Annotated in this window: 19 protein-coding genes and 1 pseudogene; 13 read left to right on the top strand and 7 right to left on the bottom strand. The window is 43.3% G+C overall.

Features of this window, described 5'->3' with window-relative positions; translation table 11 throughout:
- The first annotated feature begins 1 nt into the window (after window position 1).
- Window positions 2-2112 (top strand): annotated as a pseudogene (locus tag VRUMOI_RS13445) (type I secretion system permease/ATPase).
- Here VRUMOI_RS13445 and VRUMOI_RS13440 read toward each other — a convergent pair.
- The 3 genes from VRUMOI_RS13440 to VRUMOI_RS13430 form a co-directional block, all read right to left on the bottom strand.
- Complete coding sequence (locus tag VRUMOI_RS13440) at window positions 2109-3071, bottom strand: TIGR01212 family radical SAM protein (protein ID WP_089138119.1); 963 nt, start codon at window positions 3069-3071, stop codon at window positions 2109-2111. The pseudogene VRUMOI_RS13445 and the gene VRUMOI_RS13440 overlap by 4 nt on opposite strands.
- 86 nt (window positions 3072-3157) lie before the next feature.
- Window positions 3158-3556 carry a YgiW/YdeI family stress tolerance OB fold protein gene (locus VRUMOI_RS13435; RefSeq protein ID WP_089138118.1) on the bottom strand — a complete coding sequence of 133 codons (399 nt, stop codon included), beginning with the start codon at window positions 3554-3556 and terminating at the stop codon, window positions 3158-3160.
- 136 nt (window positions 3557-3692) lie between these two features.
- Window positions 3693-4913 carry a XylR family transcriptional regulator gene (locus tag VRUMOI_RS13430; RefSeq protein ID WP_089138117.1) on the bottom strand — a complete coding sequence of 407 codons (1221 nt, stop codon included), beginning with the start codon at window positions 4911-4913 and terminating at the stop codon, window positions 3693-3695.
- 171 nt (window positions 4914-5084) lie between these two features.
- Between VRUMOI_RS13430 and xylB the strand changes: the two genes are divergently transcribed.
- Window positions 5085-6536, top strand: coding sequence for a xylulokinase (xylB, locus tag VRUMOI_RS13425; protein WP_089138116.1), 1452 nt, complete (start codon window positions 5085-5087; stop codon window positions 6534-6536).
- An 84-nt stretch (window positions 6537-6620) separates the two neighbouring features.
- Window positions 6621-7586: a transaldolase gene (gene tal / locus VRUMOI_RS13420; protein ID WP_089138115.1), complete on the top strand. Its 966-nt coding sequence runs from the start codon at window positions 6621-6623 to the stop codon at window positions 7584-7586.
- Between the two features lie 203 nt (window positions 7587-7789).
- On the opposite strand, the gene VRUMOI_RS13415 is transcribed toward tal, so the two are convergent.
- Both VRUMOI_RS13415 and VRUMOI_RS13410 read right to left on the bottom strand, forming a co-directional pair.
- Window positions 7790-10156: a glycoside hydrolase family 3 N-terminal domain-containing protein gene (locus VRUMOI_RS13415; protein ID WP_089138114.1), complete on the bottom strand. Its 2367-nt coding sequence runs from the start codon at window positions 10154-10156 to the stop codon at window positions 7790-7792.
- A gap of 63 nt (window positions 10157-10219) precedes the next feature.
- On the bottom strand, window positions 10220-11650 hold the full coding sequence (locus VRUMOI_RS13410; RefSeq protein ID WP_174208816.1) for a sugar porter family MFS transporter: 1431 nt from the start codon (window positions 11648-11650) through the stop codon (window positions 10220-10222).
- Between the two features lie 364 nt (window positions 11651-12014).
- Here VRUMOI_RS13410 and xylA point away from each other — a divergent pair, with 364 nt between their 5' ends.
- The 9 genes from xylA to VRUMOI_RS13365 all read left to right on the top strand — a co-directional run bounded on the left by xylA (window position 12015) and on the right by VRUMOI_RS13365 (window position 22257).
- The gene (gene xylA, locus VRUMOI_RS13405; protein ID WP_089138113.1) at window positions 12015-13334 is read left to right on the top strand and encodes a xylose isomerase; all 1320 of its coding nucleotides are present in this window, start codon (window positions 12015-12017) and stop codon (window positions 13332-13334) included.
- Window positions 13335-13673: 339 nt separating this feature from the next.
- Window positions 13674-14969 (top strand): ABC transporter substrate-binding protein, encoded by a 1296-nt coding sequence (locus VRUMOI_RS13400; RefSeq protein WP_089138112.1) that lies wholly within the window; start codon window positions 13674-13676, stop codon window positions 14967-14969.
- 79 nt (window positions 14970-15048) lie between these two features.
- Entirely contained in the window at window positions 15049-15999 is a 951-nt protein-coding gene (locus tag VRUMOI_RS13395; RefSeq protein WP_089138111.1) for a carbohydrate ABC transporter permease, read from the top strand.
- Window positions 16000-16009: 10 nt separating this feature from the next.
- Window positions 16010-16837, top strand: coding sequence for a carbohydrate ABC transporter permease (locus tag VRUMOI_RS13390; protein WP_089138110.1), 828 nt, complete (start codon window positions 16010-16012; stop codon window positions 16835-16837).
- 32 nt (window positions 16838-16869) lie between these two features.
- Entirely contained in the window at window positions 16870-17964 is a 1095-nt protein-coding gene (locus tag VRUMOI_RS13385) for an ABC transporter ATP-binding protein (protein ID WP_089138109.1), read from the top strand.
- Between the two features lie 229 nt (window positions 17965-18193).
- Complete coding sequence (locus tag VRUMOI_RS13380; protein ID WP_089138108.1) at window positions 18194-19591, top strand: MFS transporter; 1398 nt, start codon at window positions 18194-18196, stop codon at window positions 19589-19591.
- Window positions 19592-19600: 9 nt separating this feature from the next.
- Window positions 19601-20539: a glycoside hydrolase family 43 protein gene (locus tag VRUMOI_RS13375; RefSeq protein ID WP_089138107.1), complete on the top strand. Its 939-nt coding sequence runs from the start codon at window positions 19601-19603 to the stop codon at window positions 20537-20539.
- A gap of 63 nt (window positions 20540-20602) precedes the next feature.
- A complete protein-coding gene (gene galM, locus VRUMOI_RS13370; protein ID WP_089138106.1) occupies window positions 20603-21700 on the top strand; it encodes a galactose-1-epimerase in 1098 nt (365 codons plus the stop codon).
- Complete coding sequence (locus VRUMOI_RS13365; RefSeq protein ID WP_197712967.1) at window positions 21700-22257, top strand: sugar O-acetyltransferase; 558 nt, start codon at window positions 21700-21702, stop codon at window positions 22255-22257. Before galM ends, VRUMOI_RS13365 begins: the two co-directional genes overlap by 1 nt.
- 110 nt (window positions 22258-22367) lie before the next feature.
- Here the strand turns inward: VRUMOI_RS13365 and VRUMOI_RS13360 are convergent, their stop codons facing one another.
- Entirely contained in the window at window positions 22368-22931 is a 564-nt protein-coding gene (locus VRUMOI_RS13360) for a porin family protein (protein WP_089138105.1), read from the bottom strand.
- Between the two features lie 230 nt (window positions 22932-23161).
- Between VRUMOI_RS13360 and VRUMOI_RS13355 the strand changes: the two genes are divergently transcribed.
- Window positions 23162-24148 (top strand): metal-dependent hydrolase, encoded by a 987-nt coding sequence (locus VRUMOI_RS13355; protein WP_089138104.1) that lies wholly within the window; start codon window positions 23162-23164, stop codon window positions 24146-24148.
- A 272-nt stretch (window positions 24149-24420) separates the two neighbouring features.
- Here VRUMOI_RS13355 and VRUMOI_RS13350 read toward each other — a convergent pair whose 3' ends face one another.
- Window positions 24421-24792, bottom strand: a complete 372-nt coding sequence (locus VRUMOI_RS13350; protein WP_089138103.1) for an MmcQ/YjbR family DNA-binding protein — start codon at window positions 24790-24792, stop codon at window positions 24421-24423.
- Window positions 24793-24876: the final 84 nt, after the last annotated feature.

Genomic DNA, 24876 nt, shown 5'->3' with positions numbered 1-24876 from the left:
CATGAAAGATCCCCTATTATCATCATTGATTTATATCAGCCATTATTATGGACAACCTCACTCTGAGCCGTCGATTGTTAGCGATCTACCATTAACCAATGGCAAATTAACACCTGATATTTTTACCAGAGCCGCAGAAAAAGCGGGATTAATCGCGAAAGCAGCGCAACTGCCGCTACTCGATATTTCTCCGATGCTATTGCCCGTGATTGCGATGCTGAAAGATGGCACCAATTGCGTCATTCTTAGCATTGACCGACAAGCCAATGAAGCCGAAATCGTCCTTCCTCATTCTGAAGGTATTGCTCACTCAATCAACATTGACGAATTAACCCAGCAATACACCGGCCAACTCTTTCTCGTAAAAAAACGCTTTCGTTATGATGAGCGCTCTCCCGAGGTGCTAAAAACCCGTGACGGCCATTGGTTTTGGAGCACACTATGGCAATCGAAAAGTATTTATCGCGACGTTCTGTTGGCATCCATTTTAATCAATATCTTTGCTATCGCGACGCCACTATTTACTCGATTAGTGTATGACAAAATCGTGCCTAACCTTGCTTTTGAGTCGTTATGGGTTTTATCAAGCGGTGTGTTTCTCATTTTTATTTTTGATCTCGCCCTAAAACTAGTTCGTTCTTATTTTATTGATATTGCTGGAAAAAATCCGACCTTCTGATCTCATCTAAACTGTTTAATCGTGTGGTAGGTGTGAGGTTGGAATCCAAACCCGCTTCGGTAGGCGCATTTGCCCGACACCTACAAGAATTTGAATCGATTCGTGAGTTTTTAACCTCTGCGACTGTCGGAGCGTTAATCGATCTGCCTTTTGCTCTCTTGTTTTTATTTGTGATTTATTTGGTTGCAGGCCCACTGGCATTAGTCCCGTTAATCGCGGTGTTAATTCTTGCAATCTACAGCTTTCTCATCCAAGCGCCGCTACGACGCTCAATTGAGGAAGGCTCTAAACTTTCATCACAAAAGCATGCCAACTTAATTGAGAGCCTACATAAGTTGGAAACACTCAAAACCTTCAATGCTCAAAGCCAGTTTCAATATCGCTGGGAAGAGTCGGTTGCCCACATGTCTAATTGGAGCATCAAGACTCGCCGGATCACCGATTCCGTACAAAGTACCGCGGGGTTTTTGCAGCAATTTGTCTCGGTATCCATGATCATCGCTGGGGTATATTTGATCGCAGATGGCCAATTGACGATGGGCGGATTAATCGCCGCTACCATGTTAAGTGGCCGAGCGGTCGGGCCATTAGTGCAACTTTCGATGTTATCGACACGCTATAACCAAGCCAAATCCGCCATGACCATTATTGAACAAGTGATGGATATGCCAATGGAACAAGAAGAAGGCAAACGTTATATTCATCGCCCACAGCTGCAAGGTAAAATTCAATTTGATAACGTGAGTTTTCACTACCCAAATAGCAAAACCTACGCGCTCAAAAATATCAATTTCACCATTGAACCAGGGGAAAAAGTCGCCATTATTGGTCGTATTGGTTCAGGGAAATCAAGCATACAACGGTTAATGATCGGACTGTATAAAGCAACGGAAGGCTCCGTTAAACTTGATAATCTAGATATTAACCAACTGCACTACAGCGATGTCAGAACCAATATCGGCTGCGTGCCACAAGATTGCGCCCTGTTCTTTGGCTCTATTCGTGAGAACATCACCTTAGGCAGAACGCATATCTCTGATGAGCAAATATTAATTGCTGCGGAACGGGCAGGTGTCACCGACTTTACCCAACATGATGAATCGGGCTTAGATAAGCAAGTTGGGGAAGGCGGCGCCGCACTCTCTGGTGGGCAAAAACAAGCGATCACCATTGCTAGAGCATGGTTAACTCAACCACCTGTGCTACTGATGGATGAACCAACGAGCCAAATGGATAACCGCTCAGAAAGTCTCATCAAGCAGCAGATTAAGGCCCTATCGGACAATGAGACCTTAGTGTTAATTACCCATAAAGCCGAAATGCTGGATTTGGTTGACCGCTTAATTGTGCTTGAAAGAGGTCAAGTTGTGGCTGATGGGCCGAAAAACGAAGTGCTTAAACGCATTACAAGTTCTAAAGCCACCGCCGTTTAACGTGATGTTGATGCGATGCTCACTTGGCATTCTGGTAATTGATATTCAAATGGTTGCCCACAAAGACTACCTTGTGGGCCGAGTTTATCTAACGCGCGCCCGATTTCGGTCATGGCTAACCAACGGTTTTCACACCATAGCGGTGATAACAAGGTTGGCCTTCTTGCCGCCGCCGATACTCGATGATAAATAATATGCGCGGGCGTTCGACGAATGATCTCTGTTGCTACCTCTACATACTCATCCATTTCTGGGGCTTCTAAGCGCCCTGCTTGCCACGCTTTGGCCATAGTACTGCCTTCTACAATATGCAGTGGATGCAGCTTTAAACCATCAGTACCAACCTCAAGCACCTTCTCAAAGGTATCGAAATAATCGGTTTTCGTTTCTTTAGGCAAACCGATGATTAAATGCGTGCACACTTTGATGCCTAATGCTCTAGCGCGTTTGGTTATTGCTGCATAACAAGCAAAATCATGACCACGATTAATCCGTTTTAGTGTCTGATCATTGGCGGTTTGTAACCCAAGTTCCAACCAAATCTCATAACCTTGCTGAACATAACCACTTAATAAGTCCAAGACCGCATCAGGCACACAATCAGGGCGTGTCCCAACACATAACCCCACCATATCCGCAGACTCTAACGCCTCTTCATACATAGCCTTAAGGGTTTGAACTTCCGCATAGGTATTGGTATAGGCTTGGAAATAAGCGAGGTATTTTTTAGCACGCTTAACTTCACCAGCGCGATCCGTCAGTTGAGTATTAATAGGTTTAATTTGAACATTTTCATCAACAAACGAAGACACATTACAAAAAGTACAACCACCGCGACCAATCGTACCGTCGCGATTTGGACAGCTAAAACCACCGTGCAAAGTCAGTTTATGCACTTTTTCACCATAACGGTGCTGTAAGTCTTGGCCAATCGTGTTCACTAACTCATGCAGTTGCATCATACCCTCGGTGTGTCATCGACAAGAAAACCGAGGAGTATAATCAAGCCGGATCTATCAAGCTTTACGTCAAATCAAGAAAAGTATTATTGAAGCACTTCTAACGAATCGGCATCAATCGACGTACTGTTCCAATCTTTTTCCACTTCACCGCGAATAACGATAGTGTTCTCCGGGGTTACGGTACGCCCGTACCAAATATCATCGTCAATCTCGACCGCGATCTCTCCGGTTGAATCTTGGAACATATAATCTTCATCGCCTAGAGACATCGTCAACTGACCAGTTAACTCAACTTTGGTATCATCATTGGCATTCAGCGCACTGATTACATCACGAATAATGCGTTTTGATTTAGTGGGGCCTTTAAAACCACCTTTGTTTTGTTGCGCAGCTGGCTCACTATTGGCATTGATCAGATGATTTTCAGCGAATGCAGGGGCAGCAACTAAACTCAAAATACAGGCCAAAACTAACTTTTTCATTCGATAACCTCTTCACACATATCGATCATGATGATAAGCACCTCGGCTTACCACCACATTGGTGGTTTAATGGCAGTATCATGCCACTTCTAGCGTGAAGGGAATGTGAAAATTCTTACACCGATCCGACATTCTCTTAAAAATCATCACCACACTCGATATCTTGCGAGCGTTCCAAGCGATATTCTTTTGGCGTTTTATCGAACGTTTTTTTAAACACTGAATACATATATTGCAAAGATGGATAGCCGCATAATTCGGCAATTTCAGAAATGGGTAATTCTGTTGACTGAAGCAGGCTCCCGGCTCGTTCTAACTTAGAATTGTGTATCTCTTGGTGCAGTGAGTGACCTCGTTCGTCTTTAAAACGTGTTTCCATATTAGAGCGAGAGATGCCAACGTAATCGAGCACTTGTTCAACCTTAATCCCTTTACAGGCATGCTGACGAATAAAGTGCATAGCTTGAATAACAAAGGGATCTTTCAAGGCTTGGAAATCGGTACTTTGTCTTTGATACACCTTGGTAGGAGGCACTAACACTCTGGCATGTTTAACCACTCGGCTTGATACGCCCGTCGTCTCCGTACTTTGTTTTTCAATCAATCGATGCAGCATTCGAGCGGCTTTATGCCCCATCGATTTGCAGCCTTGTCCGACCGAACTTAACGATACGCGAGTTAAATAGCGCGCCAACTCTTCATTATCAATACCAATCACAGAAATACGATCAGGCACCATAATATTTAAATGATCGCAAGCTTGTAACAAATGTCTGGCTCTGGCATCGGTCACTGCAATAATGCCCGTTCCAGCCGGCAGCATTTGCAACCAATCAGACAAGCGGTTCATATCGTATTGCCAAGTTTGAGGGGTGGTCTCATTTCCTAAATAAGTCGAATAAGGATAGCCTTCACTCTCAAGAATTTGGTTAAATGCTTTACGACGTTCGTGAGCCCACCCAAGTGGAAATGACGCCGGTAACCCATAAAATGCGAAACTCTCTATGCCTTTATTTTTCAAATGCTGAAACGCCATATCCACAATGGCATGATTATCGGTAGCAACATAAGGCACCGAAGGATAATCCTCATCCGACTGATAAGACCCACCGACACCAACCACCGGAATTTGAATATCCGATAATTGAGAAATAACCTCTAAATTATCAAAATCTGCAATCACCCCATCACCTTGCCAATTATGAAAATTATTCATATTGGTGGTGAAGTCATCCTCTAAAAAAACATCCCAATCACATTGGCTTGCTTGTATGTACTCACCAATCCCTTCGATAACTTGCCTGTCGTACACTTTATTGGCATTAAACAGAAGTGCAATTCGATATTTCTTATCCATAAGATTCTTTGTTGAGGATTCAATTCGATGAATTATAAAGACTTAACTGTCGGATTCTGTGACTAACCTTACGTTCATGAAATCTATAAAACAAAGAACTAAAAAACATAATTGTACAAATTTAGATAACCGTTAATGATAAAAATATATACGTAACCAAGGGATAGAATTATGTTTATCGGTATCGACTTAGGCACCTCTGGCGTTAAAGTGATTTTACTCAACGCGCAAGGGCAAATCCTCAATACTCAACAAGAATCACTGACGATTTCACGTCCACACCCCTTGTGGTCAGAACAAAACCCTGAACATTGGTGGCAAGCCACACAAACCGCCTTAGATAAAATGAGCCAGCAGCAAGATTTATCAACCGTTGAAGCGATAGGCTTATCCGGCCAAATGCATGGTGCCACCTTGTTAGACAATCATGGTGACATCATTCGTCCTGCTATTTTATGGAATGATGGGCGCTGTGAGGAGCAGTGCAAAGCGCTAGAAGAAATGGTACCGAATAGCCGCCAAATCACCGGTAATATCATGATGCCAGGCTTTACCGCACCAAAAATAAAATGGGTACAAGAGCACGAACCGGAAAATTTTGCGCGCATTGATAAAGTGCTATTACCGAAAGACTATCTCCGCTACAAGTTATGCGGACAATTTGCCTCGGATATGTCCGATTCAGCGGGAACCATGTGGCTTGATGTTGAAAAACGTGATTGGGATGACAGCATACTGGCGGCAACCGGCTTAGATCGCCAACACATGCCGGATTTGTATGAAGGCAATGAAATCACTGGGCAGCTTTACCCTGAACTGGCCAAGCAATGGGGTATGCCTACGGTTCCGATTGTCGCGGGCGCAGGCGATAACGCGGCGGGAGCGATTGGCGTTGGGATAACGAAGCCAGGACAAGCCATGCTTTCACTTGGCACTTCAGGGGTCTATTTTGCCGCCAGCGATGGTTTTATTTCTAACCCAGAGTCGGCACTGCATAGTTTTTGCCATGCGCTGCCCAATACTTGGCACACCATGTCGGTGATATTAAGCGCTGCATCTTGCCTAGACTGGGTCGCAAAACTCACCAATACGGCAGACGTCCCGACACTGCTAAAAAATGTCGAGCAAAACGCCAATCCAAATTCTGAAGTGATTTTTCTTCCTTATTTATCCGGCGAACGAACACCGCATAACAATCCAAATGCTAAAGGCGTCTTCTTTGGTATGACGCACGAAACGACTAGCGCCGATCTAGGCTTAGCGGTTTTAGAAGGCGTAGGCTTTGCGTTTGCCGACGGCTTTGATGCGCTGCACGTTACCGAATTTGTGCCAGAAGAAGTTTGCTTGATTGGCGGGGGCGCTCGCAGTGCTTATTGGCGTCAAATGCTCTCTAATATTACCGGTATGACCTTGGTATTTAGAGAAGGTGGTGATGTTGGTCCGGCGCTTGGTGCTGCTCGCCTAGCTCAACTGGCTGTGACACCAAATGCAGATATTGACACTATTTGCCCAGTTCCTGCGCTCGTGGAAACCCACCACTCCGATACAGAGACGCATCAAACCTACCAAGCCAAACGAGAAAAATTCCAACAGCTTTATTCTCAACTCAAAGGCTTATTTTAATTTTTACGATTTCAATAACGAAAATACAGGGTTAAGCGAAAGGATAAGCCTAACCCTCATTCTCCACTCACAATAGGCTTTGTTATGACAAATCAACTGACTCAATTACGCCAATTTACCACCGTGGTTGCCGATACCGGCGATATTTCCGCCATTGAAAAATACCAACCGCAAGATGCGACTACCAATCCATCACTCATTTTAAAGGCCGCAAGCTTACCTCAATACCAACCCTTAATTGAGCAGGCTATCGACTACGCGAAACAATTTTCTACGGATAACAAACAGCAAGTTGAATTGGCTTGTGATCATCTCGCGGTCAATATTGGCCAGCAAATTTTAACCATCATTCCTGGCCGAATCTCTACCGAAGTCGATGCCCGCTTATCTTATGATACCGAAGCCAGCATTCAAAAAGCCCGCCAGTTAGTCCAAATGTACAACGATAATGGTATTGCTAACGAGCGTATCTTGATCAAATTGGCTGCCACTTGGCAGGGTATTAAAGCGGCCGAAGTTCTCGAAAAAGAAGGGATTAACTGTAACCTCACTCTACTCTTTTCTTTTGCTCAAGCCAGAGCCTGCGCCGAAGCTGGTGTTTATCTAATTTCTCCTTTTGTTGGCCGAATCTTAGATTGGTACAAGAATAAGGAAGGCAAAGAGTTTATTGGTGCAGACGATCCGGGCGTCCAATCCGTTAGCCAAATTTACCACTACTACAAACAATACGGTTACCCAACCGTGGTGATGGGCGCAAGCTTTCGCAATAAAGAAGAAATTCTACAACTCGCTGGCTGCGACCGCTTAACGATAGGGCCTAACCTACTTGAAGAGCTTGAAGCTTCAACGGAAGCAGTGACAGCCAAATTGACCAGCACCGAAAACCATCAGACGGCTCCTACGCCTCTCACAGAAGCTGAGTTTTTATGGCAACATAACCAAGATCCAATGGCGGTTGAAAAACTGGCTGAAGGCATTCGTCACTTTGCCATTGACCAAGCCAAGCTAGAAACCATGATGGCCCAAAAGCTCTATACTCGTCGTACTTGAAGCTGCCGTTTTGTTGTCGGCGTTCATTCACCTCAATCACATAGACGAGCTATGCTCATAGGGTCTCATTCACTTGTTACCTCACCGCCACTCCAATGACTTTGGGCATAGCGGGTTTATGTCACTCTTACAAAGAAACGGGACTCGATTGAGTCCCGTTATTTATTTCAACTAATTTTATTTATCGAACCTAAGCGTAATGGTTAATCTTGGTTGTAGTAAGAATGGCACAACATATTCCAGTGCTGAGGTAGAACACGATTGTCGCCAACAACATTAACGGTTTGCGTAAAGGCGATATCAGTTGCTGACTTACCAATCATAATATCGAACTCTCCAGCCTCAACCACACGCTGATGGGTTGAATGCGTAAAGTTCAACATATCCACTGGTAACTCAAACACCACGGTTGTCGCGGCACCCGCCGATAATTCAACACGTTGGAAACCTTTTAGTTCTCGGATAGGTCGCACTAACGAGCACAGCTTATCTTTGACATAAAGTTGCACCACTTCACAGCCCGCCAGAGAGCCCGTGTTTTCGATCTCAACCGATACTTTAATCACGCCATCTTCAATCGCCACGCACTTATCTTCTATCTGCATATTGTGATAAGCAAAATCTGTATAAGTTAAGCCGTAACCAAAGTTGTATTTAGACCCAAAGTGATAAGCGATTGGAGTACCACCACTTTTTAACTTATGGTTGTAATAATACGGCACCGCGCCAGCATTTTTAGGAATCGATATAGTCAAACGACCAGAAGGCGCTTGATGACCAGCAATAATATCCGCAATCGCTCTCGCGCCTTCTTGCCCCGGAGCCCAGCCAAAGAGAACCGCCGCCGCTTTTTCTTCTGCGCCATTTAAGTTATATGGGCGACCACCTGTAACCAAGATGATCACCGGTTTACCTGTTGCAATCGCTTGGTCGATCAATTGCTGCTGAACACCGGGTAGGTCTAAGCTGTCGGTATCTGAACCTTCGCCGACCGTACCGGTTTGGAATAAACCGGCTAAATCACCAACACACACTAGCGCCACATCCGCTTTCTCAATCGTCTCGACCGCTTGCTGAATTTGGCTAGCATCCTGCGACACTGGCGAGGTCATGGTTTGATTCATCGCTAAATCCACATCCCCCGGGAAGACCGGAGCATTAGCATGACGCTCGGTTAAAATATCGCACCCTTTGCTGTACAGCACCTCGTTAAAGGTATTTTGTAACGCCTCTAAAATTGTTGGACACACTTTACCGCTGTCATCAATGCTGCTTAAAATTAAGTGTACAGGGAAGCTATACCCCCCCAACAATGCCAATTGGTCATCGGCGGTTGGTCCCACTACGGCTAATTTTTGTTGTTGATTCAAAGGTAAGGTGCCGTTATTTTCCAGCATGACGACCGATTGCAGCGCCACTTGGTAGGCCAATTCTTTGGCTTGTTCACTTTGCAGATCAATCGATGATTCATCGCAATATGGGTTTTCAAATAAGCCCATCTCAAATTTTACTTTTAAAATTCGAGCCACTATTTCATCGATTTTTTGCTCGCTGATCAGCCCTCTTTCTAAAGCAGACTTTAGCTGACTAGAACAAGCATCATCCGGCAGTTCAATATCCAAGCCGGCATTAAAGGCGAGTGCCGCGGCTTCCGCTTTATCTGCGGCAATACCATGATGACTGGCCAGTAATTCTACGCCGCCGTAATCGGCCACAATCAAACCATCAAAACCCCATTGCTCGCGTAACACCTCCGTTAATAAATGATGAGAGGCGTGACAAGCTTCATTATCAATATCGTGATACGCCGGCATTAAAGAGCCAGCATTTCCCAACTTCACTGCCATTTCAAACGGCAGCATAAAGGTATCGTTGAGTTCCTTAAAACCAAGATGAACCGGCGCATGGTTACGCGCGCCTTCACTAAACGAATGCCCGACATAATGCTTTAAGGTGGCAAGAAGATCGCGCTTCTCCCCTTGTAACCCTTTGACATATTCGGTGGCTAATACACCAACATGATATGGATCTTCCCCTAGCGTTTCTTCGGTTCGCCCCCAACGAACATCTCGAGACACATCCAATACCGGCGCCAAACCATGATGAGCACCAACGCGGCGAACTTGCTGACCAATCACCTTCGCCATGTCATGAATGAGCTCAGGATTCCAGGTGTGGCCATAGTTCAATGACGACGGAAACAAAGTGGAATCTTTCGCCATCAAACCGACAAGACACTCTTCATGTGACATCGCTGGAATCCCCAAGCGAGTCTCTTCGACCAAGTATTTTTGCAATTGATTAAGCGCAGCGACTCCATCATTAGGGGTAATCACTTGAGTACCCAACGGACGTGTGATCTGCCCTAACCCATGCTTTAAACGCTCAGAAATCGGTTTTCGAGCATCCTGACCGCCCATTTCTAGCTCACGGTCTTGATGCTCACCATCTGGATTCAAAATTAACCACTGCGCCCCAAGTTGAGCGATTTTTTCTTCCAGCGTCATTTGTGCCAATAAATCCTCAACACGCTGTTGCACTGAGGCATTTGGGTTTTTATAAATATCCATATCATTACCATTCTTATCAAAAAATTGAGATCGTTGTGAGGGCAATGACTACCCTCACGAATCTTAATCTCGTAACGTGACAGGCGAGCCGTGCGATTCATCCTTATTCTTGTCATCCCATAGTTTTTCTAGCTCTTCTAAAGACTTGCCTTTTGTTTCTGGGATCCAACGGTAGACAAAGTACACCGTGAAAATGGCCATAACACCGTATACCCAGAATGGAAAACCACCATTAAACTCTTGATATAAGTAGCTCGCTTTATCGTTCATCATTGGGAAAGTTTGAGACACTAAGAAGTTAGAAAACCATTGTGCAAAAACCGCAATCGATAACGCTTTAGAGCGTACAGAGTTCGGGAACATTTCCGATAATAGAACCCAAGTCACTGGCCCTAATGAAATCGCAAACGCCGCAATATAAAGCAGCATAAAGAACAGAAGATAACCGCCAATTGCATCTAAATAAGCCGCAGTACCAATGGCCAACATACTCACCGCCATGGCGGCTGCACCAAACATCATTAATGGCTTACGGCCAAATTTGTCTACGCTGTAGATCGCAATCACAGTGAAAGTCAGGTTGACCGCACCAATCAACACAGTTTGCAGTAACGCAATGTCTGTGGTCGATGAACTAAAGCTTTTTAGAATCGTTGGCGCGTAATATAAGAAAACATTAATCCCCGTTACCTGTTGTAAAACACTTAATCCGATACCCAAGATCAAGATAGGAAGAATGGCTTTCGAAAAAGGGCTCACTTTTGTCCCTTGATGAGAAAGTGAAGATTCTATCTCTTTCCATTGTTTATCAAAATCATCCCCTTTATTGAAAGAGGCAATCAGCTTTCTCGCTTCGACCATTCGGCCTTTCATGGCTAACCAACGCGGTGTTTCAGGTACCCCTAGCAGTAACACAAAAAAGAGCCCTGCGGGTAAACACTCAGAGGCAAACATATAACGCCACCCGACCGAATACAGCCACTCATCGTTTCCAAGTAGTGCAATGCCATAATTGACAAAGTACACGACTAACATACCAAAGATGATCGCGAACTGATTACATGAAACCAAGCTGCCCCGCTTACTGGGCGGTGCAATTTCGGCGATATACATAGGCGAAACCATAGAAGCAATACCAACCCCTATCCCGCCAAGTACGCGATAAAAAATAAAGCTCGAATAAGTACTACCAGTGACCCAATTCAACGTTTCAGGCAGCGCAGAACCGACAGCAGAAATAAAAAATAAAATAGCAGAAAAAATCAGAGCAGAACGTCTTCCATATTGACCACTAATATTTCCCGCCATCAGCGATCCCAACACACACCCAATTAATGCCGATGACGCGGCAAAACCTAATTGAGCGGGTGTTAATTTAAAATACACTTGTAAGGAATCGGCAGCACCGGAAATTACAGCAGTATCATAACCAAATAATAACCCACCTAAGGCCACTGTAATGGTTATTTGAAATATACTCTTTCTATTTATCATTACTTACATCCCCATTTAATAAACAGCTAGATCACAAATAAAAATTTGAAAACCTAAAATATTAATAAGATAACGATATTATTGTTCACATAAGGTGATGAAAGATAATATTACGCAATATGTTAAGCAGATTACTTTATTTCACATTTGAGAGTTTGACGACAAAAAATGCAGCGACCTAGAATGGGATCACACAAGTGATAAAATATTGATGAAACTATGAAACACAGCGCATCTAATCCAATATTGAGAGATAAAGCACAATAAACAAATAGATGAATTTGATTATCAAATTTCATAATTGAGCAAATAGACTTCTACAGCAATGATTAATTCACACCAACACAAACACGGAATGAAGATCATGACTGAATTTTTTAAAAATGTAGCACCGGTTAAATTTGAAGGTAGTGAAACCACCAATCCTCTCGCTTTTCGTCATTACGACGCAGACAAAATGATTTTAGGCAAATCGATGAAAGAGCATTTACGATTTGCTGCTTGTTATTGGCATAACTTCTGCTGGCAGGGCCACGATATTTTTGGTAATCCAGCTTTCGACCGTCCATGGCACCAACCTGGTGACGCAATGGAAATGGCAAAAATGAAAGCTGACGCTGCTTTCGAGTTTTTCAGCAAACTAAACGTGCCTTACTACTGTTTCCACGACGTTGACGTTGCACCAGAAGGTAACTCTCTAAAAGAGTATGTAAACAACTTTGCACAAATGGTGGATGTTTTAGAGCAAAAGCAATCTGAAACTGGCCTAAAACTGCTTTGGGGCACAGCGAACGCATTCTCAAACCCTCGCTATATGGCGGGTGCTGGCACTAACCCTGATCCTAAAGTCTTCGCTTATGCCGCGACTCAAGTCTTTAATGCGATGGGCGCAACCAAGCGTCTGGGTGGTGAAAACTATGTACTATGGGGTGGCCGTGAAGGTTACGAAACACTACTCAACACCGACCTTCGTCAAGAGCGTGAGCAACTCGGTCGCTTGATGCAAATGGTGGTGGATCATAAACACAAAATTGGCTTTAAAGGCACCATCTTAATTGAACCTAAGCCGCAAGAACCAACCAAACACCAATATGACTACGATACGGCAACGGTTTATGGTTTCTTAAAAGACTTCGGCCTAGAAAAAGAAATCAAAGTTAACATTGAAGCCAACCACGCAACGCTTGCAGGCCATAGCTTCCAGCACGAAGTCGCAACCGCCGCGTCTCTTGGTTTACTCGGCTCTATCGATGCCAACCGTGGTGACCCACAACTAGGCTGGGATACTGACCAATTCCCGAACAGCGTAGAAGAAAACACCCTGGTAATGTACGAAATCCTAAAAGCAGGTGGCTTTACAACTGGTGGCTTCAACTTCGACTCACGCGTACGTCGTCCTTCCATTGATGGTGAAGACTTATTCTATGGCCACATTGGCGGTATGGATACGATGGCGCTATCACTAGAGCGTGCCGCTAAGATGATTGAAAATGACCAACTATCTAAAAACATTGCGCAGCGTTATGCGGGCTGGAATGAAGATCTTGGCAAGAAGATCCTAGCGGGCGATATGTCACTAGAAGACGTAGCAAAATACGCAACCGACAACAATATTCAACCTGTGAAACAGTCAGGAAAACAAGAATATTTAGAAAACATTGTAAACAGCTACATTTATAAATAAGCCATAAAATTTAATTGGAGTTGTGGATCTTATCTACAACTCCAATTATTAGGCGCCAACATTAAATAACGATATAACTTTAAATTTAAACATAATAATAAACTCATATTAAATATCACATTCAACATCCAAACCAAAGTAATTGAAGCAATATAAATTAGGTCAAAAAAGATAGGCATTATTTACTGAAATGGCCTAAAAAATACAACCCGAAAGGTTGTGACTTCAAGGACGAAGTATATACCCAAAGTAATATTAAATTATCAAGGGTATAACGATATTTAACCGTAGTAATGAGTAATACCACGATTGTATATCCATAATAACGGAGAACATTTCATGCCTTACAAACATAACAATAACATTCATATTCTGAAAAAAAGCTGGAAGAAGGTCCTTTATCCAGCGGCGATTGCTGCCTCTTTAACTTCTTCTTTCGCTTGGTCCGATACCACCATTCGTATGCTTCACCTTGAAGCGGATCCCAAAGTTGTTGCCATCTGGGAACAAGTGGGACACGACTATGAAAAGGCGCATCCTGATCAACACATCAAATGGGAATACTTAGAAAACGAAGCGTTTAAGCAAAAGCTTCCTACCCTGCTTCAATCAGAACAACGTCCAGATATTTTCTATAGCTGGGGCGGTGGTAACTTCCAAACTCGCGTTGATGCCGGGCTTTTAAAAGACGTCACCAAAGAAATGCAAGACATCAAACCTCGATTCTCTGAGGCCAGCTTTAATGCCTATAACTACAAAGGCAAACAGTACGGCCTGCCTTACATGGTGAGCCAAGTAGGCTTTTGGTATAACAAAAGCCTGTTTGCAAAAGCCGGCGTGGATGCAGAAAAGATCGTCACTTGGGATGACTTCTTAGACGCGGTTAAAAAGCTACAAGCTGCCGGTATCACCCCCATCACCACCGCAGGTGCCGACAAATGGCCAGTTCAATTTTACTGGACATTATTAACCATGCGTCAAGCTGGTCAGCAAGGCATTCAAGATGCGATTGATAAAAAAGGCCAAGGCTTTGCCAGTGAAGATTTCGTTAAAGCAGGTGAAGAGTTGAAACGCCTAGTCGATCTTAAACCTTTCCAATCCGGTTATCTTGCGGCTTCTTTTGGTAATTCATCCGGCAACTTTGGTGATGGCAAAGCGGCGATGCAGCTGATGGGAGACTGGAACTACTTATTCCAAGCTCAACAATCCATCAGCGGTAAAGGTGTGGGCGATGACAACCTAGGTTGGATGAACTTCCCTATTCTGAAAGATGGTAAAGGCAAAGCATCTGATACACTCGGCGGCATTGCTGGTTGGGTATTAACTTCCGATGCAAGCCCAGAAGCTGTGCAATGGTTGAAGTATTTCTCAAATATTGAAATGCAAAAACACCTTGCCAAGATCAACATGATTATTCCGGTTGTTAAAGGCGCAGATGAAGCCATTGAAAACCCATTCAAAAAACGTATTGCGCAAAATATTGCCAACTCTTCATGGCACCAATTATTTTACGATCAAGCGTTTGGCGCCAATGTCGGTAGTGTCGTTAATGACGTATCAGTCGGTATTGTCAGCGGTGCACTCTCACCTCAAGAAGCTGCAGAACAAGTACAAGAAGCGTGGGAATTTGAATAACCCTTCAAATCTTCGCCACTAATGCAGTAATCAATACAGCCGACTTCGGTTGTCTGTTCTAATCTTCTCGAGGCTTGCTATGAGTAATGATGTCACAACAATTGATGAGAAGCGTTCTGCTACGTCTTCGAATCAAAATGTCTCACGCTGGTTTAAAAAAAATAATCACGGCAATCGCCTACTAACATTAGTTTTATTTTTACCCCCAGCGTTATTGCTGTTTACTATTTTTGTTATTTTACCCATTGGTGAAGCGGGCTATTACAGCCTATTTAAATGGAATGGTTATGGAGAACCGAGTCAATGGGTAGAGTTCAATAACTATATTCGTTTATTCAAACACAGTGCGTTTGATACTGCGGTTTGGAATACCCTTAAAATCATTTTAATTTCTATCGTGGTTCAACTACCACTCGCGTTAATTGTCGCACTCTATATTTATAAAAAGAGTTGGACCAACAGCATTTTCCGTCTCATTTTCTTCTTACCTTATATTTTGGCTGAAGTGGCTGCCGGCCTTATCTGGCGCTTTGTCTTTGATGGCGATTACGGGGTCATGTCGAGCTTTACCGAAGCACTCAATACCGACACTTGGTATATCTTAGCCGATAGAAATTGGGCTTTCGTTGCCATTCTGGTGGTATTGGTTTGGAAGTATTTTGGCTTTCACATGATGATCTATATTGCCGCACTGCAAGGTGTACCTAAAGATCTGCTCGAAGCCAGTAAACTCGATGGTGCCACCCGTACCCAAGCGATTTGGTATGTAAAAATCCCGCTTATCATGTCGGGGATCACTATATCGATCTTCTTCAGTATCTTAGGGGCGCTACAAACCTTCGATTTAATTATGCCGCTAACCGGTGGTGGTCCATCTCACACCACTCATACCTTGGTTTCTTATCTCTATACCTTCGGAATCACAAGGATGAATGTTGGTTTTGGTAGTGCTGTCGGTGTGGTGTTATTTGTTTGCTGTGTGATCTTTGCGTTCACCTATCAAAGCACCATCATGAAAGAGAAAAAATAAGGAGTTCCCTATGTTTGCAATGCGTAAAATACGTTGGGGAAAATATATCTTCCTAATGCTGGTCGCCGGCTTTGTTTTAATTCCTATGTTTGCCACCGTATTAGGTGGGTTTAAAAGCTTAGGTGAATTACGAACCAACCCTTTTGGTTTACCTCACGTTTGGGAGTTTGAGTATTACGCTCAGGTCTTTGCCGATGGGTCGATTTGGCTACTGATGAAAAATTCGTTAATTATCGCGTTTTTCTCGGTACTGCTCACTTTGATCATTGGCACCATGACTGCGTTTACTTTCTCGCATATTAAGTTTGCCGGTTATAAATATCTCTATAACTATTTTCTCGTCGGCATGATGTTTCCGGCTGCGGCGGCCATTTTACCGCTGTTCTTAAAAATCCGAGATCTGGGTTTACTTGATAGCTTATCTGGTGTGGTGATCCCACAAGTTGCCTTTGGTTTGGGCTTTAGTATTTTGCTGTTTAGAACCTTCTTTGAACAACTGCCTTCTGAGTTATTTGATGCCTCGCGCGTCGATGGTTGCAGTTATATCAAGTTCTATTGGCATGTCATCTTGCCGCTATCCACCCCAATCCTCGCCACAGTAGGCGTCTTTGTGTTGGTCGCAAGTTGGAATAACTATTTACTGCCTTTATTGGTGCTTAATACAGAACAACACTATCCCTGGACGTTAGGCATCATGCAATACCGTGGTGAGTATGGTATCGAATGGAACCGCATCCTTGCTTACGTCACCGTCACGATTACCCCTGCCATCGTATTTTTCTTATTCGCACAAAAATACATTGTTGCAGGCTTAACTGGCGGCGCAGTGAAAGGCTAGCCTCACTAAATAGAATTATAAGGAACATTCCTATGGCTTCAGTTGAATTTAAACATATTGAAAAGACCTACCCAGGCAACGTACAAATCGTTAAAGACTTTAATCTTAAAATTGAAGATGGGGAGTTTGTGGTATTCCTCGGCCCATCAGGTTGTGGTAAATCCACCACTTTGCGCATGCTTGCGGGTTTAGAAGACATTACCGGTGGCGAAATTCTGATTAATGGCAGAGTGGTCAATGAGCTCGAACCGATTGAACGTGATATTGCGATGGTGTTTCAAAGCTATGCGCTATATCCACACATGACGGTGTATCAAAACATAGCTTTTGCCTTAAAACTGGCGGGCTTGAAAAAAGAAGAAATAGAGAAAAAAGTGCGCCCGGTGGCCGACATGCTACAGCTCACGCCACTACTGGATCGTAAACCGAAAGCCTTATCTGGTGGTCAACGTCAGCGTGTTGCGATGGGACGAGCAATGGTTCGTACCCCTGAAGTATTCTTATTTGATGAACCACTATCAAACCTAGATGCCAAGCTGCGTAATTCGATGCGTACCGAGATCAAATCGCTGCATAGAAAGATGAAAAAAACCACCATCTACGTGACTCATGATCAAGTCGAAGCGATGACATTGGCCGACCGTATCGTTATTTTGCGAGATGGGAAAGTCGAGCAAGTGGGCACCCCGCGAGAAATCTACCACTCTCCTGCCAATAAGTTTGTCGCCGGATTTATTGGCAGCCCAGCCATGAACTTTATCCCAGTCGGTCTCGATAAAGATGAAGGTTGGAATGTTGATATTGCGGGTCAAAAGCTAAACTTATCTGGCAAAATGAATGAAAGCCAAACCGAAAGCAAGGCCACGCTTGGCATTCGCCCGTGTGACATTCATATCACGCCTGATCTGCTCACTCAGCCATTACCAATCAAAGGTAAAGTCGAAAACTTAGAGCTGCTCGGCTCAACCATACAGCTGACAAGCCGCCTAGGCGATAGCCAAATCACCGTAGAAGCGCCATCCAGTCATGTGATTAACGAAGGCGATATGGCTAATTTCTATATCGACGGTTCACGCTTGCATATGTTTGATAATCAATCGGGATTATCCATCTATCAAGCTAATTAAACTGACAAGCCATATTCTCCAAGGCATCATAGAACGGAGAATATGGCTTTCTGCTGGCTACTTAAAGCAACAACAACGTAAAAAACATAATCAAACCAAGGTATAAACATTTTTGCTAAAGGCATGTACAAAATAGCTAACTCTTAATTTCCATGAGAGCTCTAACATCACTCCGTTCCTCTCATCAGTAGTATTGCTCGCAATTGAAAAATAACTGGATGAGAAAACTATGTATAAATATAAATTACCAGTGTTAGAAAAAGTTGGCTTTGGGGCCGGAGATATGGCGGTTAACGTGGTTATCTCTTCTATGATGCTGATCATCACTTTCTTCTACACCGATATCTTTGGCATCAAACCTTCTGACCTCGCGATGCTGTTTATCGTCGTTCGCTTAATTGATGCGGTAACCGATCCACTGATGGGCATGATCACCGATAAATTCACCTCTCGTTGGGGCCGATACCGTCAATATATGCTGTTTTTAGCCATTCCTTTTGGCATCTCAGTTTACCTCGCATTCAGCACACCCGATGGCGATTACAACACCAAACTGGTTTACGCTTATGCGACGTATATCTTTGTCACGGTGATGTTTACTGCGGTAACCATTCCTTATATTTCACTGATCAGCGTATTAACCGATGACCCAAAAGAGCGTTTATCGGCGAACGGCTACCGTTTATTCTTCGCTAAAATTGCGGCATTTTTAGTGACCATTATCGTGCCACAACTATCAACGGCTTGGGGCCAAGACAACCTACAACTAGGCTACCAATATTCAATGGGTCTCATGGGGTTAATGGGCACGCTATTATTCCTATTCTGCTTTGCCACCACCAAAGAACGTATTGAACACGTGGTTGATAAAAAGTCATTCAAAGAACAAGTTAAAATCTTAATGAAGAATGACCAATGGCTGATTTTGTGCGCAGTATGTGTCACCGGCACCATTGGTTATGTTATCCGTGGTTCAGTTGCGGCTTACTACGCAAAATATTACTTAGGTGGTGATGCAAGCACTATCTCAGCCTTCCTCGCAACCGGAGTAACGGCGGCCATTCTTGCGATGGTGGCATCCACTTGGATTACCAAGAAGTACTGCAAAATCAAACTATTCCGTTATAGCCAAGTCGCGGTATTGGTATTAAGTGCCATGTTGTATTTCTTCGTTGGACAAGGTGACTTTGCTCTCGCTTTCATTTTGTATTTCTTAGTATCCTTTGTCGTAGATTTACATGCTCCAGTCTTCTGGTCAGCCATTGCTGAAGCGGTAGACTACGGCGCATACAAAACCGGAAAACGAGTGTCAGGTCTAGCATTCGGTGGTATCTCATTTAGCCAAAAATTAGGTATGGGTATTGCAGGTGCGATTGTGGGTTGGTTATTAACGTTCTTTAACTATGTACCTAATGAAACTCAATCGGATTTTGCTTTAACAGGAATTGCTTTGATGCTGACCATCATTCCTGGCTTCTTCCACTTCTTAATGGGCGCATTCATGTTCAAATATAAAGTGACAGACAAGTTCTACAACAAGATCACCGCCACCAACATTCTTGAAGTAGAAGAGAACTTAAGCAATGTAAAACCGACTAAAAAACCAGTAACTCATTTCGCGAATTAAGGTAGCAGTATGACTGATTTCGTAAACCCAATTATCGAACAACGCGCCGATCCACATATTTATAAACACACCGATGGCTATTATTACTTCACCGCATCGGTGCCAGAATATGATCGCATTGAGATTCGCCGTGCTAAAACGATTAAAGAATTGAATACCACCAGCGAGTTAATTAACGCTTGGTATAAACCGGATGTTGGTCCATACAGCGATCTAATTTGGGCACCAGAGCTGCACTTTATTGATAACGCTTGGTATGTGTATTTTGCCGCAGCCCCTTCACGTGAGATTGTGGATGGCCTGTTTCAGCACCGCATGTACGCGATTTCCAACCGCAACGCTAATCCCATTACCGATGAATGGGTATTTGAAGGCCAAATAGACACCGGTATGGATACCTTCTGTTTAGATGCCACCTCATTTAGCCATAAAGGCATCAATTACTATGTGTGGGCACAAAAAGAGAATGGCATAGAAGGTAATTCAAACCTCTATATTGCAGAGTTAGAAACCCCGACCATGCTCAAAACACCACCGCAACGTTTAACCATTCCTGAATTTGAATGGGAACAAATTGGTTTTTGGGTCAACGAAGGGCCATCGGTCATTCATCGTCATGGGAAGTTTTGGATGACTTATTCGGCCAGTGCCACCGATGAAAACTATTGCATGGGTTTGCTCTATGCAAATGAAGACAGCAACCTACTCGACCCTGCAAGTTGGCATAAAGCCGAGCTGCCAGTATTTAGAACCAATTGGGATAAGAAGGTCTATGGGCCAGGCCATAATAGCTTCACAGTCGATGAAGAAGGTCATGATTTACTGGTGTATCACGCACGTGATTATACCGAAATTGAAGGCGACCCATTGTGGGATCCCAACCGACATACACGAATTAAGCGCCTAGAATGGGAAAATGGTTTCCCTATCTTTGGTGACGCCATTTAATTTTTCATAAGGTACTTGGACTATCACAGCTAAGTACCTTTTCTCATTTAAAAAGGAGCCGTTATGCTCACAACACTTTCTTCTCCAGAGACATTGATCTCTCCAAGTTCATTAAAAGCGTCACTAGAAGCGGGTCTATTCTCCGATGGTCAACCGGCGCGCGTTCACACCTTAAAAAATAGCCAAGGTATGACCGCCTCTTTTATGGATATTGGCGCCACTTGGGTAAGTTGCCAAGTCCCGACCTCAAAAGGCCAACGTGAAGTATTACTTGGGATGAAAAATCTCGAAGACTACCAATCTCACTCGGCATTTTTAGGCGCCACCATTGGCCGCTTTGCTAACCGTATTGGCAAAGGGCAATTTAGCCTTAATGACCAAGATTACCAAATCACCATTAATAATAACGACAATAGCTTACATGGCGGCGTTGAGGGGTTTGATAAAAGGCGCTGGCTAGTGAAAGAACACAGTGACTCACACATTACCTATAACCTCACCTCACCGGATGGCGACCAAGGCTTCCCGGGGAGTCTCACCGTTGAAGTGGCTTACACGCTAACGGAAAACAACCAAATCTGCATCGAGTACTCAGCATTGTGCGATCAAGATTGCCCAATCAACTTGACCAATCACGCCTACTTTAATTTAGACGGTGCCGAATCAGGTAAAACCATCCTTGATCACGATCTCATGTTATTGGCCAATGAATATTTACCCACGGATCAACAACAGATCCCGACGGGTGAATTACGCCCAGTTGATGGCACCAGTTTTGATTTTAAAACCGCCCACCCCATTCGAGAACGCCTTCTAGAAGATGACGACCAAAAGATGGCAAAAGGCTATGATCACGCGTTCACGCTGCCGAGCGAACTAACTGATGGTATTAGCCCTATCGCACAGCTCACGAGCTCAGATAAGCTGGTTAGCATGTCGGTCTTTACCGATAAGCCTGCCATCCAATTCTACAGTGGTAATTTCTTGGCTGGCACTCCATCTCGTGATGGTGAATATCAAGATCATCAAGGTATTGCTCTTGAAACTCAGTTCTTACCGGACTGCCCAAACCATCCAGAATGGCCAGCAGAAAATAAACGATTTATTGCGAAAAAAACCTTCTATCAATACCAAACTAGCTACCAATTTGAGGCGCACTAATGACAACGGCCTTAGAGAAAATGCGTGCCGGTGAGCGCTATGATATTAATGATGCCGATCTCATTGAAATCCGCGATATCACTCGTGATTTGACCTCCATTTATAACCAAACCCCTCGTCGTGAGCGAGGCAAACAACGTGAATTAATCGAAAAGATTTTTGCTAAAGTCGGCGACAATGTGCACATCGAAAAAGCGATGAACATTGATTACGGCATCAATACCACTATTGGTAGCAATGTCTTTATCAATTTTAACTTCGCTATTCTCGATTGTGCCCCGATCACCATTGGAGACAATGTATTCATTGGCCCCAATGCACAGTTGTATACGGCGCATCACCCCTTAGAAATTGAAGCGCGAAATCAACATATCGGCTTTGCGGAACCCATTACTATCGGCAACAATGTGTGGATTGGTGGTGGCTGTATTGTTCTACCCGGTGTGACGATTGGCGATGGTGCTGTGATAGGTGCAGGCAGTGTGGTAACCAAAGATATTCCTGCTGGTATGGTGGCTTTTGGTAATCCTTGCAAACCACATAAAAAAGCAGAGTAACCCTCTCCTGTCCTAAACTTCAAAGGTTGAATGATGTGGTCATTCAGCCTTTTTTTGTTTTCTAGATAAATATAAAGGTGGTACTACGAAAATCGCCACCTCAATATGATTTAGTTGAAGTGATAAACTAAATTTAGGTTAAACATATCTCCGCTAATACTTGCGTGAGAAATACCAAAACTTTCGTCATCAAAAGCTCGTACCCATTCGACATCAAAACTAATAGGCTTATTAGTACTAAACGACATCCCTGCACCATATAAAAAGTCAGTTTCCGACTCTGAATCTGAACTTACTGATATTTTTGTTTGCCCGAAACCTAATAGGCCATAAATTCTAAAATATCCATTATCATCTAACGGTAATATACCTTTCCCCAATACATTAAAGTGATTATTTACCTTAACTTTATAGCCACCAACCTCATCATCGCTAACACTTCCGTAACCTCTAGCTTCTATGGCAAAGTTTTTATGGAATTGGTATCCTAAAGCAACACCTAACATAGAATTATCGAAGTCTGCCTCTTCATTATTAATTTCTACATTTCCACTAACATCAGCATACGAATATAACAGCCCCATATACATATGAGGTTCAAGGTTATTGGCAAAAGTGGCTGGGGAAGCAAAGATCCCTAGCAAGCCAGAATAAATAAATATTTTTCTCATCATAAGTTCCCTTTAAAATCAAGATTAGAACTTATAGTTTAGAAAAACCTCAAATAAACATACCCATATTTTTGACATAAGCCTGACAAACGTGAAGTTTGTCACTAAGTTTTTATATTACAAGTAAATCATCCCTGTAATGATTTACTTGTAATATATTCAAACATAACTTTGACGTTTCAATATAAAGAGTGCTGCTATGATTTAATCGGCATACTGACAAAGGATGAAATATGGATCCAATATCACAAGGCGTGCTTGGCGCGAGTGCTGCATTACTAGTATCCAACAAACAATACCGAACTCATGCCGCGAAGGTGGGTTGTGTGGCAGGCTTAGCACCGGATTTAGACGTGTTAATAAAATCCAGTAGTGATCCCTTGCTGGCATTGGAGTTTCATCGCCAATTTACCCATTCATTGTTCTTCATTCCATTTGGTGGTTTGATTATTGCGCTGCTGCTTTGGCTTATCGTCTATCGTCAAATTACATTTAAACAAACCTTCTTGTTTGCCACCATTGGTTATGCGACTCATGGATTACTCGATGCCTTAACCACTTATGGCACTCAGTTGTTATGGCCGTTTTCGAACCAACGAATTGCATGGGACATCATCGGAATTATTGACCCGCTGGTTACCCTACCTTTGCTTCTCGCGATCATCATCACTTGTATTACAAAATCCAAAACGTGGATGGTTGCGGGGGCCAGTTTCTTTGCTTTCTATATTAGCTTTGGCGCGTTACAACACCATCGAGCACTAAAAACCACTGAGCAAATTGCCCAGCAAAATAAGCATTCCATTACTCGAATTAAAGCAATGCCAACCATAGGTAACCTACTCGTCTGGCGCACAATTTACGAGGCTAACGACCGTTATTACGTGAATGCGATTCGAGTTTCATTATTGGGTAAGACTAAGGTTTATCCCGGTCAATCTGTTGCTAAATTCAATATAAATAAAAGATTTCCAACCATCGACCATAACTCAACTCAGTACCATGATATTGCTCGGTTTAGCTGGTTTAGTGATGATTGGTTGGTGATGGATAATCCCTTATTAATAGGTGATATACGTTATGCCACGCAAGTCAATGGCATTGAACCGCTATGGGGAATTCAACTCAACCCGCAACAACCCAACCAACACATTCAATATCAGAGCAATACCGGGAATGGGAAAAGAGAATTAATGCCAATCGATATGATGTTTGATTGACAGAAAAGACAAAGCCCAAGTGAACCTTTTAAATAATAACTTGGGCCTAATTTCTATATGGCGGGCAAACGCCTATTAAATGCTGAGTTTAGCGTTTAAAACACCTTATCCCTTTCATTTTTATTCTTGTGGCTGATGGCCATTGAAACAAAATCGAAATTTATAACGTCATTTTACAGTGTAAATAGATGGAATATATTTCAGATTATCGACAATACATATAAGAAAAGGCTGAAAAATATCACAAGGTATAAAGTTAAGGTTAGCGATGATTAAGATTCATGATTCTTTAGAACTATTTCACTGCGCTTAGCCTTAGTTAACCCTTCAAACACCAAACGGTAAGATTCTGATAAGTAGTACTTCAGATCATCATCGAGTGCGCCAGTGGTTTCAACTTGTTGAATCCATTTCATACCTCTGCTGGCAAAGTAAGGGGCGGGAATATAGCCTGCTTCTTGTTTTAAAAAATCAAAATTGATGGGTGAGGCTTTGAAAGTAAATGCTGGCTGACCTGACTTACCGATGCTACCTATGGCAAAGACTTTACCGCCAACTTTCCAGACATGAGAATGATTCCACTGCATGACGTAAGTCGACGCGGTAAGGCTGCCACAAAATTGATTAAACTCATCATGCGTCATTGTGTTTTCACCATTAGGGTAGTTCGTGTCTCGTGTCTCGTGTCTCGTGTCTCGTGTCTCGTGTCTCGAATGATAATTTCGATG

The organism is Vibrio rumoiensis (genome assembly GCF_002218045.2).
Classification (GTDB): Bacteria; Pseudomonadota; Gammaproteobacteria; order Enterobacterales; family Vibrionaceae; genus Vibrio; species Vibrio rumoiensis.
This window is presented reverse-complemented; position numbering and strand designations above follow the sequence as displayed.

Excerpts from the sequence above, each read along its gene's own strand:
- xylA (WP_089138113.1), top strand. The coding sequence starts at position 12,015 with ATGACTGAATTTTTTAAAAATGTAGCACCGGTTAAATTTGAAGGTAGT.
- tal (WP_089138115.1), top strand. The coding sequence starts at position 6,621 with ATGACAAATCAACTGACTCAATTACGCCAATTTACCACCGTGGTTGCC.
- xylB (WP_089138116.1), top strand. The coding sequence starts at position 5,085 with ATGTTTATCGGTATCGACTTAGGCACCTCTGGCGTTAAAGTGATTTTA.
- VRUMOI_RS13395 (WP_089138111.1), top strand. The coding sequence starts at position 15,049 with ATGAGTAATGATGTCACAACAATTGATGAGAAGCGTTCTGCTACGTCT.
- VRUMOI_RS13390 (WP_089138110.1), top strand. The coding sequence starts at position 16,010 with ATGTTTGCAATGCGTAAAATACGTTGGGGAAAATATATCTTCCTAATG.
- VRUMOI_RS13350 (WP_089138103.1), bottom strand. The coding sequence starts at position 24,792 with ATGACGCATGATGAGTTTAATCAATTTTGTGGCAGCCTTACCGCGTCG.
- VRUMOI_RS13410 (WP_174208816.1), bottom strand. The coding sequence starts at position 11,650 with ATGATAAATAGAAAGAGTATATTTCAAATAACCATTACAGTGGCCTTA.
- VRUMOI_RS13430 (WP_089138117.1), bottom strand. The coding sequence starts at position 4,913 with ATGGATAAGAAATATCGAATTGCACTTCTGTTTAATGCCAATAAAGTG.
- VRUMOI_RS13415 (WP_089138114.1), bottom strand. The coding sequence starts at position 10,156 with ATGGATATTTATAAAAACCCAAATGCCTCAGTGCAACAGCGTGTTGAG.
- VRUMOI_RS13375 (WP_089138107.1), top strand. The coding sequence starts at position 19,601 with ATGACTGATTTCGTAAACCCAATTATCGAACAACGCGCCGATCCACAT.
- VRUMOI_RS13400 (WP_089138112.1), top strand. The coding sequence starts at position 13,674 with ATGCCTTACAAACATAACAATAACATTCATATTCTGAAAAAAAGCTGG.
- VRUMOI_RS13380 (WP_089138108.1), top strand. The coding sequence starts at position 18,194 with ATGTATAAATATAAATTACCAGTGTTAGAAAAAGTTGGCTTTGGGGCC.
- galM (WP_089138106.1), top strand. The coding sequence starts at position 20,603 with ATGCTCACAACACTTTCTTCTCCAGAGACATTGATCTCTCCAAGTTCA.
- VRUMOI_RS13435 (WP_089138118.1), bottom strand. The coding sequence starts at position 3,556 with ATGAAAAAGTTAGTTTTGGCCTGTATTTTGAGTTTAGTTGCTGCCCCT.
- VRUMOI_RS13355 (WP_089138104.1), top strand. The coding sequence starts at position 23,162 with ATGGATCCAATATCACAAGGCGTGCTTGGCGCGAGTGCTGCATTACTA.
- VRUMOI_RS13360 (WP_089138105.1), bottom strand. The coding sequence starts at position 22,931 with ATGATGAGAAAAATATTTATTTATTCTGGCTTGCTAGGGATCTTTGCT.
- VRUMOI_RS13365 (WP_197712967.1), top strand. The coding sequence starts at position 21,700 with ATGACAACGGCCTTAGAGAAAATGCGTGCCGGTGAGCGCTATGATATT.
- VRUMOI_RS13385 (WP_089138109.1), top strand. The coding sequence starts at position 16,870 with ATGGCTTCAGTTGAATTTAAACATATTGAAAAGACCTACCCAGGCAAC.
- VRUMOI_RS13440 (WP_089138119.1), bottom strand. The coding sequence starts at position 3,071 with ATGCAACTGCATGAGTTAGTGAACACGATTGGCCAAGACTTACAGCAC.